The organism is Mycobacterium paragordonae, assembly GCF_003614435.1.
GTDB lineage: Bacteria > Actinomycetota > Actinomycetes > Mycobacteriales > Mycobacteriaceae > Mycobacterium > Mycobacterium paragordonae.
In genome coordinates, this window is sequence record NZ_CP025547.1 from 125,755 (window position 1) to 142,006 (window position 16,252).

A 16,252-nucleotide genomic window follows, 5' to 3' on the forward strand; every position below is an offset into this window, starting at 1 on the left:
GACAACAGCACGAGGTGGTGGAGATGTGTCCGACCGGGTCCCCCCAGAACGTCGACTAGCGATCGGCGCGGTGCATGCGTCCGCGCGGAGGCGGAGTATGAGATGACCGGTTCCACACCGCAGATGATTGCCGTCGAGGAGGTAATCGCCGATATCAAAGCTGGACCAGACGGCCGTAAGGTGGCCGCGTTCTTCGACTTTGACGGGACCCTGATTCAGGGGTATTCGGCCGGCGCGCTGATGGCACACCGCGCCCGCAACTTCGAATTGGGTCCCGACGAGTTCGTGCGCACCATGCTCGCCGCACTCGGCGGACCCCTCGACGAAGCCGCCTTCAAAGAGCTGATGCTGCAGGGCATCCGCGGCTGGGTGGGCCGGACCGAGGACGAGTTGATGGAGCTCGGGCAAGAATTGTTTGCCAACGACATTGCCGGTGCGCTCTTTCATGGGACGTGGCGACTGGTGCGTGCCCACCAGAACAAAGGCCACACTGTCGTCATCGCAACTTCTGCGACACGGATGCAGGTAGAGCCGATGGCCCGCGAATTGGGCATCGACCACATCTTGTGCACCGAGCTGGAAACCGAACACGGGGTGCTCACCGGTGGCATAGCCGGACGCCCGCTGTGGGCAGAGGGCAAGGCAGCGGCCGTCCGGGAATTCGCCAAACGCGAACGCATCCCGCTTAAGAACTGCCATGCGTACGCCAATGGCAACGAAGATGTGCCGTTCCTGGAAGCGGTCGGGTTCCCGCACCCGGTCAACCCGGGCTCGGAGTTGGCGCGCCACGCCGGTGAACGCGGTTGGCCGATTATCCGGTTCCGAACCAAGCGGAGCCAGTTCCACCCCTTGGCGATGGCCCGGACGACTGGCTTGTTCGGTGGATTCGCCGCGGCGGTGGGCGCGGGCACGATCCTCGGCCTGTTGACGAACGACAGCCGTGGCGGGGTCGATCTGACGACGTCGCTGTTCGGCCGCCTCGCAAGTCAACTCGGCAACATCCACTTTGACGTCATCGGCGAGGAGCACACCAGGCAGCGCCCCGCCGTATTCTTCATCAACCATCAGAGCACCCTGATCGATGCACTGGTGACCTCGCGGGTCGTGCAGCGTGGCTTTACCGTGGTGGCCAAGGCCGAGGTGAAGCAGATACCAGTGCTTGGGCAGCTGTTCAGCCTGGCCGATGTCGCCTTCGTGGAGCGCAGTGACACCTCGAAGGCCGTGTCGGCGTTGCAACCCGCGGTGGACAGGCTGCGCAAGGGTGTTTCGATCGCGATCTCGCCCGAAGGTACCCGGTCGTTCAGTCCGAAGATCGGGGCGTTCAAGAAGGGCGGCTTCCACATGGCCCGCGACGCCGGGGTTCCGATCATTCCCATCGTCATCCGCAACGCCGGCGAAATCATGTGGCGCAACGCCAAGGTCGCCCAGGAAGGCACGATCGAAGTCGTTGTCCACGAACCGCTTCCGACCCAAGACTGGACTAAAGCAGATCTCGATGAGTGGGTGCCGCGAATGCGCCAGCTGTACATCGACACCCTCGACGACTGGCCGGGCACCGAAGCCGGAATTTCGTGGTCCGCCGCGATCGCAGCGGCGTCCCGGACGGCGGCACCGAAATGACGGTGCTGCCCGGTCGTCTTGGACGGCTGCTGCGACCGAACGGGTCCGCGACCGCTCTATCGGTGCCGGGCGACCTGCCGGATGCCGCGGCGGTATTGGGATCGGACGAATTCCAAAGCACCACTGCACAATTGGCGGCGCAGCTGGGGCGCGATGTGACCGACGTGCAGGTCGAGGCGGCCGGCTACGTGCGCGAGATGGCGGCATCCCATGTCCCTCCCGTAGTGCGTGCCTGGAAAGCGCTGTCCGCGTGGATGGTCCGCGGGTTTCAGGTCGTCATCGACGACGACGACCTGGCGAAGCTGCGCGCGCTTGACCGGGATCACGCATTGATCTTCCTGATCTCGCACCGCTCCTACCTGGATCAGTTCTCGTTCCCGCCCCGCCTTACCCAGGAGGGCATTTCGCCGACATTCGGACTGGCCGGCGCAAACCTCAACTTCTTTCCGCTGGGCACACTGGCCCGGCGTAACGGGTTCATCCCGGTGCGGCGCGCGACGGGTGATGTGCCGGTGTACCGGTTGGCGCTGCGCGCGCTGGTGGGTCAGATGGTGGCCAGCGGACGCAACCTGGTGTGGTCGATCGAGGGCGGCCGGTCACGCACCGGCAAGTTGCGGCCGCCGAGATACGGGTTATTGCGCTACGTGACCGACGCGGTCGAATCCGTGGGGTCAGAGCAGACCCTCGCGGTGCCGGTTTCGATCCTCTTTGACCAGTTGCCGCTGCACGAGGTCAAACTGATGGTTTCGGAGTCGCGGGGCCTTCCCAAGAGCCCCGAGAACGCGCGCTGGCTGTTCAGTTACGCTCGCGGCCTGCGGCATCGTCTGGGACGCATCTACATCAATTTCGGCTCGCCGGTGCCGCTGCACGAGCGGATAGTCGCGTTGCGCGCCGACGGCTTGACCGACCGGCAGGTGGTCGAACGCATCGCGCTGGACATCTGCCACCGACTCAACCAGGTCACGCCGGTGTCTGCAACGGCCGCCGTATGCGTCGCGATGCTCGGCGAAGACCGTGCCCTGACCCTCGACGAGGTGTGCGCCACCGTCGCACCGCTGGCCCGTTACTTGCGGATCCGTGGTTGGCCCGTCGCGGGGGGTGCCGATCTGACCGATCGCGCCACGGTGTCGCAAACGCTGCACGACTTGGTCGGCTCCGGTGTATTGACCTGCTACGCCGAGGGGCCGACGACGGTGTGGGGGATCGGCGACGACCAGCATCTGATCGTTGCGGTCTACCGCAACAGCGCAATTCATGTTCTGGTGATGAGAGCGATTGCCGAACTGGCCTTGCTGGCGATCGTGCGCAAACCGGGCGCCACCAAGCGCACCGGGTGGGAAGAGGCGTTAGCGGTTCGCGAACTCCTCAAGTTCGACTTTTTCTTCGCCGGCCGCAATGAATTCGCCGACGAATTGTGGAATGAGTTCGCGATCATGACCGGGCGCAGCCACGACCCCAGCGCACCCCTGGATATCGAAGAAGCCGCGCGCAGTCTGCACGAAAGTGACCTGCTGGTCGCCCATCTCGTGCTCAGACCATTTGTTGACGCGTACCGGGTGGTGGCCGAAGAGTTGCTCACCTGTGGTGCCGGTACCGGGGTAGACGAACAGGAGCTGCTCAGCAGGTGCCTCCGGCTGGGCCGGCAATGGTCGTTGCAGCATCGCATCACCGAGGAGTCGGTGTCGGGGGACATGTTCAGCACTGCGTTGAAGATGGCGCGCCACCGCGGTCTGTTCGACCTCGATGTTCCAGAAGAAGAGATCGCCGACCGCCGGGCAGCACTGGTCGCTGAGCTGGACGAGCTGCAGAAGTCGATCGGTGAGCTCGCCCTGTTACGACGGGATGTCCTGCCGGCGTGAGACATACGCCCAAGAAGGTAAATTTCGCCGCGTGGCATAGTTTTGGTAATATGGTTAGACCATAATCAAAACCGCACACTGGTGGCGTTTCGATGACGAGAGGCAGCAGATGACCGAGTTCACTGACATCACCTACGAGGTCGACAACGGCCTCGCCTGGATCACGATCAATCGGCCCGAGCGGTACAACGCATTTCGGGCCCGGACTCTCGACGAGCTGATCCGGGCTTTCAAGTTGGCTTGGGGAAGCTCGGAAGTCGGGGCGATATGTCTGACCGGTGCCGGGGAGAAGGCCTTTTGCACCGGCGGAGATCAGAAGCAGCGTGCCGAGACCGGCGACTACGGACCCTCTGAAACCGGTCTGTTCGAAGTGGATACGCTCCATCGGGTTATCCGCGACGTACCGAAGCCGGTGATTGCCGCGGTCAACGGGTTCGCGATCGGCGGCGGTCATGTCCTCCACGTGCTGTGCGACTTGACGATCGCCGCGGATACCGCGGTGTTCGGCCAGAACGGCCCACGGGTCGGGTCGTTTGACGCCGGATTCGGAACCGGCTACCTGGCTCGCATCGTCGGGGAGAAGCGCGCCCGCGAGATCTGGTTCCTGTGCCGCCGGTACTCGGCGCAACAGGCAGCCGAGTGGGGACTGGTCAACAAGGTGGTGCCGGCCGACCAACTCAAGTCCGAGGTGCGGGCTTGGGCCGATGAGATCCTGCAGCTGTCACCCACGTCGTTGAAGATTCTCAAGCAGTCGTTCAACACCGACACCGAACAATTCGCGTCGGTGGGCCAGATGGCGTACTCGAGTTTGAAGATGTTCGGCGACACTCCTGAGGCGCAGGAAGGTGTCACCGCTTTCAACGAGAAGCGCGCACCTGAGTTCGCCGCGTATCGCGGCAACTGAGCGCACCGTCTGGCAGGTGAGCAGTGCGAGTCATTTCTTCCATCGAGGAGGCCGTTGCGGCCGTCGGACAGGAACTGGGCGTCTCCCAGTGGATCACCGTCGATCAAGAACGTATCAATGCGTTCGCCGACGTCACCGGCGATCAGCAGTGGATTCACGTCGACGTCGAGCGGGCCCGGATCGAAAGTCCCTCTCGTGCAACGATCGCGCACGGCTTCTTGACGTTGTCGCTCATTCCCGCGCTGAGCAAGGAAAACTACCGCATCGACAACGCGAGGATGGGCATCAACTATGGGCTCAACCGGGTGCGGTTCCTCGCGCCAGTTCCGGCGGGCAGCCGGGTCCGGCTGCGATCTGAGCTGGTGGAAGCCAAGAAGGTCGACGAGACGACCGTCGACCTGACCGTGCGGCAGACCGTCGAGCTCGACGGCTCAACTAAACCCGCGGCGGTCGCCGAGGTCATCGCTCGCATGATCTACTGATCTGCCCGAGTCCGTTTCGTCGGTCAGTTCCCCGCGACATGGCACCCGAGGCGTCCACTGCCGGGGCCGGGGCAATATACTGACCCTTGATTAGGTCTTATTGTCAGGCCGAATTCCTGAAGAGAAGTCAGATGCAGGGAGCGCGGATGGAACCAGTCGAGCCGGCTGAGGCCGCACCACGATCGACCGTCTTGCTCAAACCGGTGGATGTGCCCAAGGCGTCCGATGTATTGGCGCGTGAACTGCGCGAGCGCATTCTCAGCGGTGAGCTGGTCGAGGGAACCGCGCTTCCCGCCGAGCGCGAACTCGTCAAGCAGACACAGATGAGCAGAGCCACGGTGCGGGAAGCGTTACGCATTCTGGAGGTACAGAACCTGGTTCGGGTGAGGGCAGGTCGCGCCGGGGGCGCGTTTGTTCAGCGCCCCACCACCAAGTCGATGGCCAGTTCGGTGACGTTGATGATCCGCGGACAGCAGATCAAACTGGCTGATCTGATGGAGACGCGCGAAGCTCTAGAGCCGTTTTGCGCCGAGCTGGCCGCTCAGAAACGCACCGATGACGACTTGGCGGTGCTGGACCAGGCGAACGCCGACATCGCCGACCCCAACGCTGACCTGGCGGCGTTTCTGCAGGCCAATCTCGACTGGCATGTCGGTGTGGCCACGGCCGGTCACAACGAGTTGTTGATCGGCTTCATGACTGCGTTGTCGCACGCCATCTACACCGGCACCGAAAATGCCGCGTTCGTCGACGACACCGTGCGCGCCGTGACCGCGCGCGCACACCGGTCGATCACCAACGCGATCCGCAGCCGCGACGCGGAAACGGCCAGCCGGCGCATGCGCCGCCACGTGCACAGCTACGCCAAGGCGGCTCTGGCCATGGACGAACGCGAGGCAATCAGCGTCGAGGACTGAGAGTGCCGGTGTCACGGCCGGGCAGGAAGTGCAAGCGGCGGTTCGGTTTTCGCGACAACCTCGTCAACACTGACACCGGGTGCGGTCTCGATCAGGTGCAGACCGTCCTCAGCGACGTCGATGACGGCGAGATCGGTGAAGATCCGCTTTACGCAGCGCCTACCGGTCAGCGGCAGGGTGCAGTGCTCGACGATTTTCGCGCTGCCGTCCTTGGCGGTGTGATCCATCATCACGAAGACTTTTTCAACGCCGTGCACGAGGTCCATCGCCCCACCCATGCCCTTGATCATCTTGCCGGGGATCGTCCAGTTGGCCAGGTCGCCGGCGGCCGAGACTTGCATGGCGCCGAGCACCGCGATGTCGAGGTGTCCGCCGCGGATGACCCCGAACGAGGCCGATGAGGAGAAGAACGCCGCGCCCGGCAACGTGGTGACCGTCTCCTTGCCGGCATTGATCAGGTCGGCGTCGAGGTCCTCGCGCCGCGGATATGGCCCGACACCCAGAATCCCATTTTCCGAATGCAAGACGACGGTGATGTCGGCGGGGATGTGGCTCGGGATCAGGGTGGGCAACCCGATACCCAGGTTGACGTACTGCCCGTCATGCAATTCGGCGGCGACCCGCGCCGCCAGTTGGTCTCGGCTCCAGCCGTTGGCGGTCATGGCCGCACCGTCTCCTTTTCGATCGGCTTGACCGGGTTGGGCACATGCACCACCCGGTGCACGTAGATCCCCGGGGTGTGCACCTGGGCGGGGTCGATCTCGCCCGGTTCGACCAGGTGCTCCACCTGCGCGATGGTGATCCGGCCCGCTGCAGCACAGTCCGGGTTGAAGTTGGCGGCCGCCGCGTGGTACACCAGGTTGCCGTGCCGGTCGCCTTTGAACGCGTGCACCAGCGCGAAGTCGGTGCGCAGACCTCGTTCCAATACGTAAGTGACGCCGTCGAATTCGCGGGTTTCTTTCGGCGGCGAGGCAACCGCCACCGTACCGTCGGGGTGGTACCGCCACGCCAGGCCGCCGTCGGCCACCTGCGTCCCGACCCCCGACGGTGTGTAGAAGGCCGGGATTCCGGCCCCGCCGGCGCGCAACCGCTCGGCCAGTGTGCCCTGCGGGGTCAGTTCCAGTTCAAGCTCACCGGCCATGTACTGCCGGGCGAATTCCTTGTTCTCCCCGACGTAGGAGTTGACAGTGCGCCGGATCCGCTTGTGTTGCAATAACACTCCCAAGCCAATCCCATCCACGCCCAAGTTGTTCGAAACCGTCTCCAGATCTCCGACCCCGAGCTCCAGCAGCGCCGCGATCAGCGCCTGGGGGATGCCGCACAGCCCGAACCCGCCGACGGCCAGCGACGACCCGTCTGTCACGTCGGCAACAGCCTCCGCCGCCGTTGCCACCACCTTGTCCATCGTCACAAGCCTCCTTTTCGGGCCTCAGCCTCTCGGCATGCCGAGAATGCGCTCGGCGACGATGTTGCGCTGGATGAACGTCGACCCCCCGGCGATGGCGGTACCGCGTGCCTGATACGCCAACCGCAGCCACCGCTGTTGATCGGTCGGTGAGGCGCCGGCGCCGCCTTTTTCGGCGAGGGCGAACTGCCCACCCATCGCGTCGAGCTCCAGCCCGAAGTCCGCGATGTCTTCCACCAGCGGACAGAAGTACAGCTTTCCGATTGAGGTCACCGGACCGGGCGGTCCCTCGCCGGCGGCCCCGGTGATCACTCGCTGCCCGATCAGGTAATGCACGAGTGCCCGCCCGTAAAGGTCGGCGAGCCGTTGCCGTATCAGCGGGTCGGCGCCAAGTGGCCTGCCGTCGTCACCGGTGCGGGCCGCGATCTCGTGGATCAGATCGCCTACGGCGCGGGTGGTGTTGACGCGTCCGGTGGCGATTGCGACCCGCTCGAAAGCCAGGGTTCCCATAGCGACTCGCCAGCCACCGTCTACTTCGCCGAGCACGCACTCGTCGGGGATGAACACACCGTCGAGGAACACCTCGTTGAATTCGGCCTCACCAAGCATGTGTGCCAGCGGTCGGACCTGCACGCCGGGGCTGTCCATGGCCAGTAGGAAATACGTTATTCCCCGGTGGCGGGGTCCACCGCCGGTGCGGGCCAACAGGATTGCGTGCGCGGCCAGCTGGGCGCGGCTGGTCCAGATCTTCTGGCCCTGGATGCGCCAGCCGCCGTCCACCTTGGTGGCGGAGGTACGCAAGGAGGCCAGATCCGAGCCCGCCTCCGGCTCGGAAAACAACTGGCACCAGATCTCCTCGCCGGTGAGGATCGGTCGCAGATAACGCTCTTGCTGAGCGGGGGTGCCGAATTCGATGACCGTGGGCCCCGCGAAGTCCTCGCCGATGATGTTGAGCCGCTCGGGTGCGCCGGCGCGATCGAGTTCCTCGTTGAAAATCGCCCGCAGCTTGGCGTCCGCGCCACCGCCGCCGTACTCCTTGGGCCATGACAGGCCCGCATAACCGGCGTCATAGAGCAGCCGCTGCCAGGTTCGCCAGTAGTCGAGCTTGTCCTCGAGATGCGGCGGCTCCGGTCCGCCGAGTCGCGGCAACGTGTCCAGCAGCCACGCCCGCGCCGTTTCGCGAAACTCAGCCTCGTCGGGCCGATCTTTGAGCTCCATCAGCTTGCGCCCGCAGTTTCGCTGGTCCGGGCTTCCTCGTCGAGGCGTTGTTCGATGTCTTTGCGCAACTCGTGTTTGAGAACCTTGCCGGTTGCGGTCATCGGTAGCGCATCGACGACGACGACGCGCTCAGGCGTCTTCTGGATCGGCATGCCTTCTTTGAGCAGAAACTCGCGCAATTCGCCGACGGCCGGAGCGTGATGTCCCGGCTTGGCGACGACGTAGCAGCACACCCGCTCACCGAGGCGCTCGTCGGGCATGCCCACCACCGAGAACGCTTTCAACGCAGGGTGATGAGCCAGGTGCTCCTCGATCTCGCGGACACTGATGTTCATCCCGCCACGGATGACGATGTCTTTGGTCCTGCCCGTTACCCGCACGTATCCGTCATCGGTCATCTTCCCCAGATCGCCCGATCTGGAAAAGCCCTCGGGTGTGAAAAGGGCTGCCGTCTCCTCGGGATTCGCGAGGTACTCGATCATGTGGGCGGGGCCGCGGTAGGCGATGTCGCCCTCGGTACCGCGCGGCACTTCGTTCCCGTTGTCGTCGACGATCTTGACATCGGACCCGGGGACCGCCGAGCCGTCTGAGGTGAGGGCGCGTGATGCATCGTCGGTGACCGAACACGTTGTGGTAACCAGGTTTTCGCTGCGACCGTAGAGGCTGAGCACCCTGAGGTCGGGTAGCGTGGCGCTCGCCTGCTTGACGATTGCGCCTGGGATGGGTGCGCCCGCACACGTCCACAACCGCAACGTGGAAAGGTCGTGGCGGTCAGGGTCGTATTCGGCCAGCAGACTGTGCAGGAACGTCGGCGCCGTCACCGCCGCGGTGCAGCCGAATCGCTGAATCTCGTCAATGCCGCGGGCCGGATCCCACTCGGCCATCAAATGCGTTGCCGCGCTGGTCAGCATGGGCAGCAGGACGCTGGTGACCAGCCCCGTGGTGTGGGCCACGGGGGAGGGGCCGAACTGAACATCGGTCTCGGAGTAACCGAACGGCGCGATCAGCGCACGCGAGCCAGAACAGTAGGTGTTGAACGTGTGCACGCATCCTTTCGAACGCGATGTGGTTCCGGAGGTGTAGACGATGACGAACGGATCGTCTGGACCGGGCGGAGCACCCAATTCCTCTCGAGCACTGGTGCTGTCGGTATCGGCCTCCAGTTCGTGCATGGTGAACACACCGGTGTCGACGCCGGCGATCGCTTCGGCGGCGGCGTCGGGGCGGGCGACGATGATCGTCAGGTCGGGATGATCACGGCGCAGGTCGAGATACATGTCCAGATAGCCGAACTTCTTGAACGTTGCCGGTGTGAACACTGCCCGTATTGCGGCATTGGACAGTACATATCCGACTTCTTCGCGTCGGTAGATCGGCATGATGGGCACCGCGATGACGCCGAGTCGCGAGGTCGCGGCAAGCACCTGAATGAACTCGACCCAGCTCGGGAGCTGCACCGCAACGGTGTCGCCGGCCCGCAAGCCGTGTCGATGAAGCCCAACGGCGAGCCGCTGGGCACTTTCGAAGAGTTGCCGGAATGTCAGCGAGCGCGTTCCGTCCGTCGCGAACACCTTGTCGGGGTTCTCGTCGACGCGCCGGACCAGCAGATCATGGAATGTCTCGGTCGACCACAGCCCCGCGCCGTAGTACTCGTCGATCTCCTGCTGGCTGTAGCGGGCGGTGTACGGGCTGGGCTTCATTTGCGCTGTCCTCGGTCGCGGGTGAAGCGCTCCGGCCGCGCCGAAGGCTCTAATCCTCCGAATTGTAGAATGGTCAGACCGAAACGGCAATATGCCGCGGGCTGGGGTTCATTCGTTGCGCCACTGCGGGGAACGCTTCTCTTTGAACGCTTTAACACCTTCGGCCAAGTCCTGGGTGGTGAAGGCCAGGGCGAGCTGGGCCTGGAGGTAGTCCAGTGCCGACTCCAGCGGCAGGTCGCGGGTGGCGGCCACCGCCTTCTTCCCCAGTGCGAGCAACAACGGTGATTTCGCGGCGATGTCATCCACCCACTGGCGCAGTGCGTCGTCGAACTCCGCATCCGGCACCACCCTGTTGATCAAACCGGCGGCTGCGGCTTCGGTGGCGCTGATCAGTCGGCCGGTCATCATCAGCTCATTGGCGACCAGTCGTCCGGTGGCCCGAAAGATCAACGCCGAGATCATGAACGGAAAGGCGCCGACGTTTATCTCCGGGCAGCCAAGCCGGACCGACTCCTTGGCGATGACGAGATCACAAGCCAACGCGATCCCCAGCGCACCGGCCAGCACGTCGCCGTTCGCTGCACAGAGGACCGGCTTGTCGATTCCCATCAGGGTGCGATACAGGGTGGGGAACCGCGTGAGGCCGGCGTACTTGACGATCGTTGCCCGTTCGTCGGCGAACGCGTCGAGGTTGCCGCCGGAAGAGAAGACCTTCGGATGCGACGACGTCAGCACCACGACCCTTACCCGCGGATCCGCGGCCGCTCGTTGTAGCAGCGCGGTGAGCCGATCCAGCAGTGCATCGGAGAGCGCGTTGCGCCGCTCGGGATCGTTCAGCGTCAGATAGACGGCGAGGGCCCCATCGCTAACGGGCTCGAGTCGGTAGGTGACCAATTCGCGGGTTTGGCTCATGATCGGCTTCTAGCCGTGCATCAGTACGCACTTGCCGAAAGTGCGGTCACGCTCGAGATGTTCGTGTGCTTCGGCAGCCCGATCGAGGGGGAACTCGCGGTCGATCACCGGCGCACGCACCGAGCAGCGCTCGAACATGTCGAGCAGGCCGGCGAAGTCTCTGCTGCTGCCCATCGTTGTTCCGAGCAGGTCAAATTGTCCGAAATAGAAACTGCGGACGTCCATCGGCGCGGTCTGTGCGGCATTGGCGCCAAGCACGACGAGTCGCCCACCGGGCCGCAGCGCACGCACGGACTCGTTCCAGCGACCGACCGGGTCGAGAACCAGGTCGAAGCCGCCGTCACCGGGTGACATCGCGCGGGCTTGCTCGGGCCAATCCGATTCGCTGTGCAGCACGCCGCCTTGGGCGCCCGCGGAAACGGCCCGCTCGATCGTTTCCGCCGAGGAGGAGGTCACCGTGATGCTGGCTCCGGCGGCGACCGCCAACGCGATCGTCATGGTGGCGATCCCGCCGCCGGCGCCGACTACCAGCATCGACTCACCCGAGCGCAGCCGTCCGCGGGTGAACAGCGCCCGGTATGTCGTCACCCCCACCAGCGGAAGGGCGGCAGCCTCCGCCCAGCTGAGCCCGGCGGGCTTGGCGGCCAGGCAGTCGGCCGGCACGCTGACCAATTCGGCGTAGGTACCAAGGGTGTGGTCGCCCAGGATTTCCCACCCGTTAGCGGGTGCGTCGTCGCGGGCGCCCCAGTTCAGTGATGGCAGCACTACTACTTCTTCGCCCGTGTCGGTGCGCACGCCGGCGCCGTCGGCACCGATGATGTGCGGCAGCGGAGAACCGTAGCGGCCTTGGCGTACGAGAACATCGTGCCAGTTCAGGGCGCTGGCGCGCAGGGCGACCGTCACCCAGCCCGGGCGTGCGGGCGGGTCGGGAAATTCGTCCGGTCGCAACACCGCGGGGCTACCGAACTCCTGCATGACGATCGCGTGCATGTCCACCTCCTTTGGACTGACCATTAGACCATTGCGTACGCGCGGCGCACAAGCGGCGCCGCCGAGTCGGGTGGCTGGAAGCCTGAACAATTAACGCCTGCGTCGGAGTTTGCTAACTGGTTGTGACTCACCTCACACAAGGCTAGACTTTTGGTTCAATGGTAAGACCGTAGTATACGGTGAACCAAAATTCGGTGGGAGAGAGGAGCGGTGATGGTCAAGCAAGCGGCCACGGCCACGAAGAGCAACGACTGGACCCTCGTCGAGCGTGCCGAGGCAGCCGTTGCCGCCGCCACCGAGCATCTCGGTTTGACGCCTGCTGAACGGCCCGGCGGAGCGGTGAGCAGTCAATTAGACGATCTGCGGCGCCGCCTCGAGCAACGGCTGGCGTCGCCACCCGGTCCGACAGACGAATCGGCAAGTGCCGAACTGTTGGTTTCGATCCTGAGGCTGCACTGCGACCTCCTCGACGACGCTCTGTGCCGACGGGCGAAGGATCTGACCGCGATCCGTAACGCCCTGGGACACCTGCATGGCCTGTCGCCTCGCGAGATTATCGACGCGGCCCCTGCGGTATTGAGCCGTGAGTTCGGCTTCGCGCGGACGATGATTTCGACCGTGCGGGGTTCAGTCTGGTTGCCGCGCCACTTGCACATCGCGGAGGAACGGATTGACCTCTACTCGCGTCCGTTCCACGAATTTGTAGCCGGAGCGCAGATCCAACTGGTGGATGCTCCACTCGAGACAGAACTCATCCGCAAACGGTGCGGGGCTCTCGTGCGGTGTCCGAGAGACGACAAACGCACCTTCAAGCAAATCGTGGACGTGTCCGGCTGTTTCGGCTACATTGCGGCACCCATCATCGTCCAGGGCAGGGCAATTGGGATGCTGCACGCCGACCGCCCCGAACCCGACGGGATGGTGACGATGGATCATCTCGACCAGCTCGAGGCCTTCGCTGAGTGCCTGGCCGCGACGTTCGAGAGCGCGGTCCTGCACGAGAAGGCAGAGCAGCAGCGCGTCGCGGTCGGCAATCTGTGCGCGGACGTCGACGAATTACTCGGGCGCTCAGCACGATCGACGTGGTCGATGCCCGGGTCGACCTCCGGGCAGCGACCCAACGCTCACCATCACAGCAATGAACCTGCGGTCCCGTCATTAACCGCCCGGGAACGGGAAATCATGTCCTATGTTGCGACCGGGGCCACCAACAGCCAGATTGCGCGGTGCCTGGTGATCTCGGAAGGAACGGTCAAGTCTCACCTCAAACACATTGCCCGAAAGCTCCATACGTCCAGCAGGGCGGCGGCCGTCGCCGTCTTTGCCGGCATCGCCACTTCGCAACCGGGTAACTCGAGATGAACACCCGCGAGATGGTGGGCCGGCTCAATCATCTGAACGAACAGCTTTGTGGCGCTTCAGGTGCGCTGCGATCGAGCGATGCGGCAAACCTCGATGAGGCCATCACGATGACGGCGGCAACTACTGATCAACTGCTGGTCGGCGAACGCGCCATCCGCGATGACGCCGCGTCACCGTTCGGGCGCAGTACGTTGATTGAATTCCTTCGGGCGCAAGTGGAAGCGCGCGAGATGAGAGCCGGGAATCACCTCGACGTGATGCGGTCTTTGACCGACGGTATTCGCCGCATGAAGAAGGCCGGCTCACTGCAAGGACTGGCCCGGCAAGCCTGCACTGAACTGTGTGACGCGCTCGGATTCGACTACGCAATGCTGTCGCTGGTGCTCGACGACGGCTTCGTTGTCGAAGAGTCGGGCCACGGCGTCGGCGGCCCCACCGTTGTCCCGCGTCGCGGCTGCGTGGCCGAGCGGGACTGTATTCGCTTGCGCAACACCATTCGAACGAATGAGGTCGACGTACCCGCGACACCCGGCTATCGGGAACTGCTGGGCTCCTCGCACTATCTCGTAGCTCCGGTGATCGCCGAATCACAGGTGATCGCACTGCTGCACGTGAGCCGGGGCAGCGAGGACGTCTCCGTCTGTGACGTCGACGTCCTCGGTACATTCGCCGCCGCCTATTCGGCGCTGCACGAGCGAATGGCGAATACCGAACGGGTGCAGCACCAGCGGACCTCGATCGCCCGCGCGGCAGCGCGGTTGACCGATGAAACGGACCGCATCGCCGCGGCGGCCATCAGTCTGGACGTCGAACACGACAATCGTGTCGAGCCGCCGACCATAGCGCCGGATTCCGCGCTGGCGGCGACGCTTTCGGAACGTGAACGGCAGGTGTTCGAGAGGCTGGTCCTGGGTTCCGCGAATGCCGAGATCGCGGAGGAACTCGTGATCACCGTCGAGACGGTCAAGACGCACGTGAAGCGAATTCTACGGAAAATCGGCGCCATCAATCGCTCAGAGGCGATCGCCCTCTACATGGAGGCCAGAACCAGGCCTGGGCGACACAACGTATTGCGTTGACCTTCAGGCTTTTTGACGCTGGCATGTCACGCCGCGGAGATCCCGCCGTTCACGCTGATCGCCTGACCGGTTAACCGCGCGGCTGCCGGGCTGCACAAGAACACCGTCAGGGCGGCTATGTCATCGGCGGTCGGCACGCCGAGCTCAGCCTGTTTTGCCGCACGGGCAAACAATTTAGCGCTGAACCCTTCGGTCGTGATGCGTTCGGTCGAAGCGGTGCCGTGCACCAGTGACGGCGTCAGTGCGTTGGCCCGGATGCCGTAGCGCTTCTCTTCGATGGCGATGGTTCGGGTGAACATCACGATTGCGGCCTTGGCGGCACCGATGACCGCTTCTCCCGGCGTAGCGGTCTTTGCCGCGTCGGACGCCACGTTCGCGATGACGCCGAATCTGCGGCTGCGCATACCAGGTAGCACCGCACCGGCCATGTGCATCGACGGCAGCGCCAGTTGGGTCAACATGCGGCAGATGTCGGTCGTCGGAATGTTGATGAACAGTTCGGGCCGGACATCTGCGGCAGTGGTGCACATCAGGATGTCGACTCCGGACAAGGTCTGTTCCGCCTCGGCCGCGATAGCGGTGGCGGCGTCCGGGTCGACGGCGTCGCCGGCGATAAAGTGTGCGGCGGCACCGATTTCGGCGATCGACTTTGCGGCCAGCCGGCCGCGTTCGGCGTTGCGGCCGACGACCGCGATGCGGGGTACGCCGGCGGTGGCCAGGGCGCGGGCGGAGGCAAGTCCGATGCCGGCGGTGCCACCTACTATCAGCGCCGAGCATGCGCTGAGGTCTTTCGGCTCGGGTCGGTCAGCCGTCGTGTCGTCGGTCATGGTCTCGTCCTTGCCGCGGGTCGCGCTGATACCCGCTGTAACCACTGGATGAGGTCCTCGATCACGTCAGCGCGGTTGATCTCGTTGAGAATCTCATGTCGGCCGTCGTCGTATATGCGAACGGTCACGTCGTTGAGGCCGGCTTCGCGGTAGCGATCGACCAGCGGCCAGAACAGGGAAAGCTCGCCGTTGACGGGGTCCTTGGACCCGACCGCCAGGTACATCGGTAGGTCGTGGGGCATGAGTGCCACCTCGGCGGACTCGGCGAGGCGCCGGGCACCGATGAACATCTCTGCGACCGATTCAGCGTCGATGCCGAATCCGCAGAGCTGATCGGCGATGTACGCGTCGACGACCGATTCCTCGCGCGTAAGCCAATCGAAATCGGTGCGCGCCGGGCGGAAGGGGGCATTGAAGGCGGACAGGTCCAGGTCGCTGGACAGGTCCAGAGCCGGTTCCAGAAGGTCGAGGGCGGCCGTGCCGGTGAGGGCGACCGCGTCGACGTCGCTGCCGTGATCCAGCAGATACTGTTGCGTCGCAAACGAACCCATGCTGTGGGCGACCAGCACGACTGGCAGTCCAGGATGGTCTGATTTCGCTTGGGCGATAACCAAATTCAAATCGTCGACCAGTGCGGACCAGCCATGGTCCCCGAGTCGGCCGGGCTCGTCACCGTCGGACAGGGAAGCGCCGTGACCGCGGTGGTCGTGCCCGTACACCACATAACCGTGAGCTGTCAGCGCGTCGGCGACGTGGTCGTATCGGCGCAAGTGCTCGCCCATGCCGTGCACGAGCACGACGACACCGGAGGCCGTCTTTCCGTCATCGGATGTCCAGCGAAAACCGGCGAGCCGCCTGCCGTCTGCGGCCTGGTAGCCGAACGCGTCCGGAGCCGTTGCCATGTCCAGAACATTAAAATGGTCAGACCGAATGAGTCAAGCCCGGACTTCCTGGCATCGGGTTCCACGACATATGTC

General features: G+C 64.3%; 15 protein-coding genes. 7 read left to right on the forward strand and 8 right to left on the reverse strand.

Annotated elements, in window-relative coordinates; all coding sequences use genetic code 11:
* Positions 1-102: 102 nt before the first annotated feature.
* From C0J29_RS30790 to C0J29_RS30810, 5 genes are all read left to right on the forward strand, one after another.
* Positions 103-1,620: an HAD-IB family hydrolase gene (locus C0J29_RS30790; protein WP_084023452.1), complete on the forward strand. Its 1,518-nt coding sequence runs from the start codon at positions 103-105 to the stop codon at positions 1,618-1,620.
* A complete protein-coding gene (locus C0J29_RS30795) occupies positions 1,572-3,479 on the forward strand; it encodes a 1-acyl-sn-glycerol-3-phosphate acyltransferase (protein WP_084023453.1) in 1,908 nt (635 codons plus the stop codon). The genes C0J29_RS30790 and C0J29_RS30795 overlap by 49 nt, the downstream gene beginning before the upstream one ends.
* Before the next feature lie 109 nt (positions 3,480-3,588).
* A complete protein-coding gene (locus C0J29_RS30800) occupies positions 3,589-4,383 on the forward strand; it encodes an enoyl-CoA hydratase-related protein (protein WP_084023454.1) in 795 nt (264 codons plus the stop codon).
* Positions 4,384-4,406: 23 nt separating this feature from the next.
* Positions 4,407-4,865, forward strand: a complete 459-nt coding sequence (locus C0J29_RS30805; RefSeq protein WP_084023455.1) for a MaoC family dehydratase — start codon at positions 4,407-4,409, stop codon at positions 4,863-4,865.
* A gap of 146 nt (positions 4,866-5,011) precedes the next feature.
* Entirely contained in the window at positions 5,012-5,782 is a 771-nt protein-coding gene (locus C0J29_RS30810; protein WP_084023456.1) for a FadR/GntR family transcriptional regulator, read from the forward strand.
* Positions 5,783-5,793: 11 nt separating this feature from the next.
* On the opposite strand, the gene C0J29_RS30815 is transcribed toward C0J29_RS30810, so the two are convergent.
* From C0J29_RS30815 to C0J29_RS30840, 6 genes are all read right to left on the reverse strand, one after another.
* The gene (locus tag C0J29_RS30815) at positions 5,794-6,444 is read right to left on the reverse strand and encodes a 3-oxoacid CoA-transferase subunit B (RefSeq protein WP_084023457.1); all 651 of its coding nucleotides are present in this window, start codon (positions 6,442-6,444) and stop codon (positions 5,794-5,796) included.
* The gene (locus C0J29_RS30820; RefSeq protein ID WP_084023458.1) at positions 6,441-7,187 is read right to left on the reverse strand and encodes a CoA transferase subunit A; all 747 of its coding nucleotides are present in this window, start codon (positions 7,185-7,187) and stop codon (positions 6,441-6,443) included. Before C0J29_RS30820 ends, C0J29_RS30815 begins: the two co-directional genes overlap by 4 nt.
* Positions 7,188-7,211: 24 nt before the next feature.
* Positions 7,212-8,405 carry an acyl-CoA dehydrogenase family protein gene (locus C0J29_RS30825; RefSeq protein WP_084023459.1) on the reverse strand — a complete coding sequence of 398 codons (1,194 nt, stop codon included), beginning with the start codon at positions 8,403-8,405 and terminating at the stop codon, positions 7,212-7,214.
* On the reverse strand, positions 8,405-10,105 hold the full coding sequence (locus C0J29_RS30830) for an AMP-binding protein (RefSeq protein ID WP_120795092.1): 1,701 nt from the start codon (positions 10,103-10,105) through the stop codon (positions 8,405-8,407). Before C0J29_RS30830 ends, C0J29_RS30825 begins: the two co-directional genes overlap by 1 nt.
* Before the next feature lie 108 nt (positions 10,106-10,213).
* Complete coding sequence (locus tag C0J29_RS30835; protein WP_084023461.1) at positions 10,214-11,017, reverse strand: enoyl-CoA hydratase/isomerase family protein; 804 nt, start codon at positions 11,015-11,017, stop codon at positions 10,214-10,216.
* Between the two features lie 9 nt (positions 11,018-11,026).
* Positions 11,027-12,007: a quinone oxidoreductase family protein gene (locus C0J29_RS30840; RefSeq protein WP_084023525.1), complete on the reverse strand. Its 981-nt coding sequence runs from the start codon at positions 12,005-12,007 to the stop codon at positions 11,027-11,029.
* 213 nt (positions 12,008-12,220) lie between these two features.
* Between C0J29_RS30840 and C0J29_RS30845 the strand changes: the two genes are divergently transcribed.
* The gene (locus tag C0J29_RS30845; protein WP_084023526.1) at positions 12,221-13,369 is read left to right on the forward strand and encodes a helix-turn-helix domain-containing protein; all 1,149 of its coding nucleotides are present in this window, start codon (positions 12,221-12,223) and stop codon (positions 13,367-13,369) included.
* Positions 13,370-13,380: 11 nt separating this feature from the next.
* Positions 13,381-14,448, forward strand: coding sequence for a LuxR C-terminal-related transcriptional regulator (locus tag C0J29_RS30850; protein ID WP_244218052.1), 1,068 nt, complete (start codon positions 13,381-13,383; stop codon positions 14,446-14,448).
* Positions 14,449-14,474: 26 nt separating this feature from the next.
* On the opposite strand, the gene C0J29_RS30855 is transcribed toward C0J29_RS30850, so the two are convergent.
* Both C0J29_RS30855 and C0J29_RS30860 read right to left on the reverse strand, forming a co-directional pair.
* A complete protein-coding gene (locus C0J29_RS30855) occupies positions 14,475-15,275 on the reverse strand; it encodes an SDR family NAD(P)-dependent oxidoreductase (RefSeq protein ID WP_084023463.1) in 801 nt (266 codons plus the stop codon).
* Positions 15,272-16,177, reverse strand: coding sequence for an alpha/beta fold hydrolase (locus C0J29_RS30860; RefSeq protein WP_084023464.1), 906 nt, complete (start codon positions 16,175-16,177; stop codon positions 15,272-15,274). Before C0J29_RS30860 ends, C0J29_RS30855 begins: the two co-directional genes overlap by 4 nt.
* Positions 16,178-16,252 lie beyond the last annotated feature (75 nt).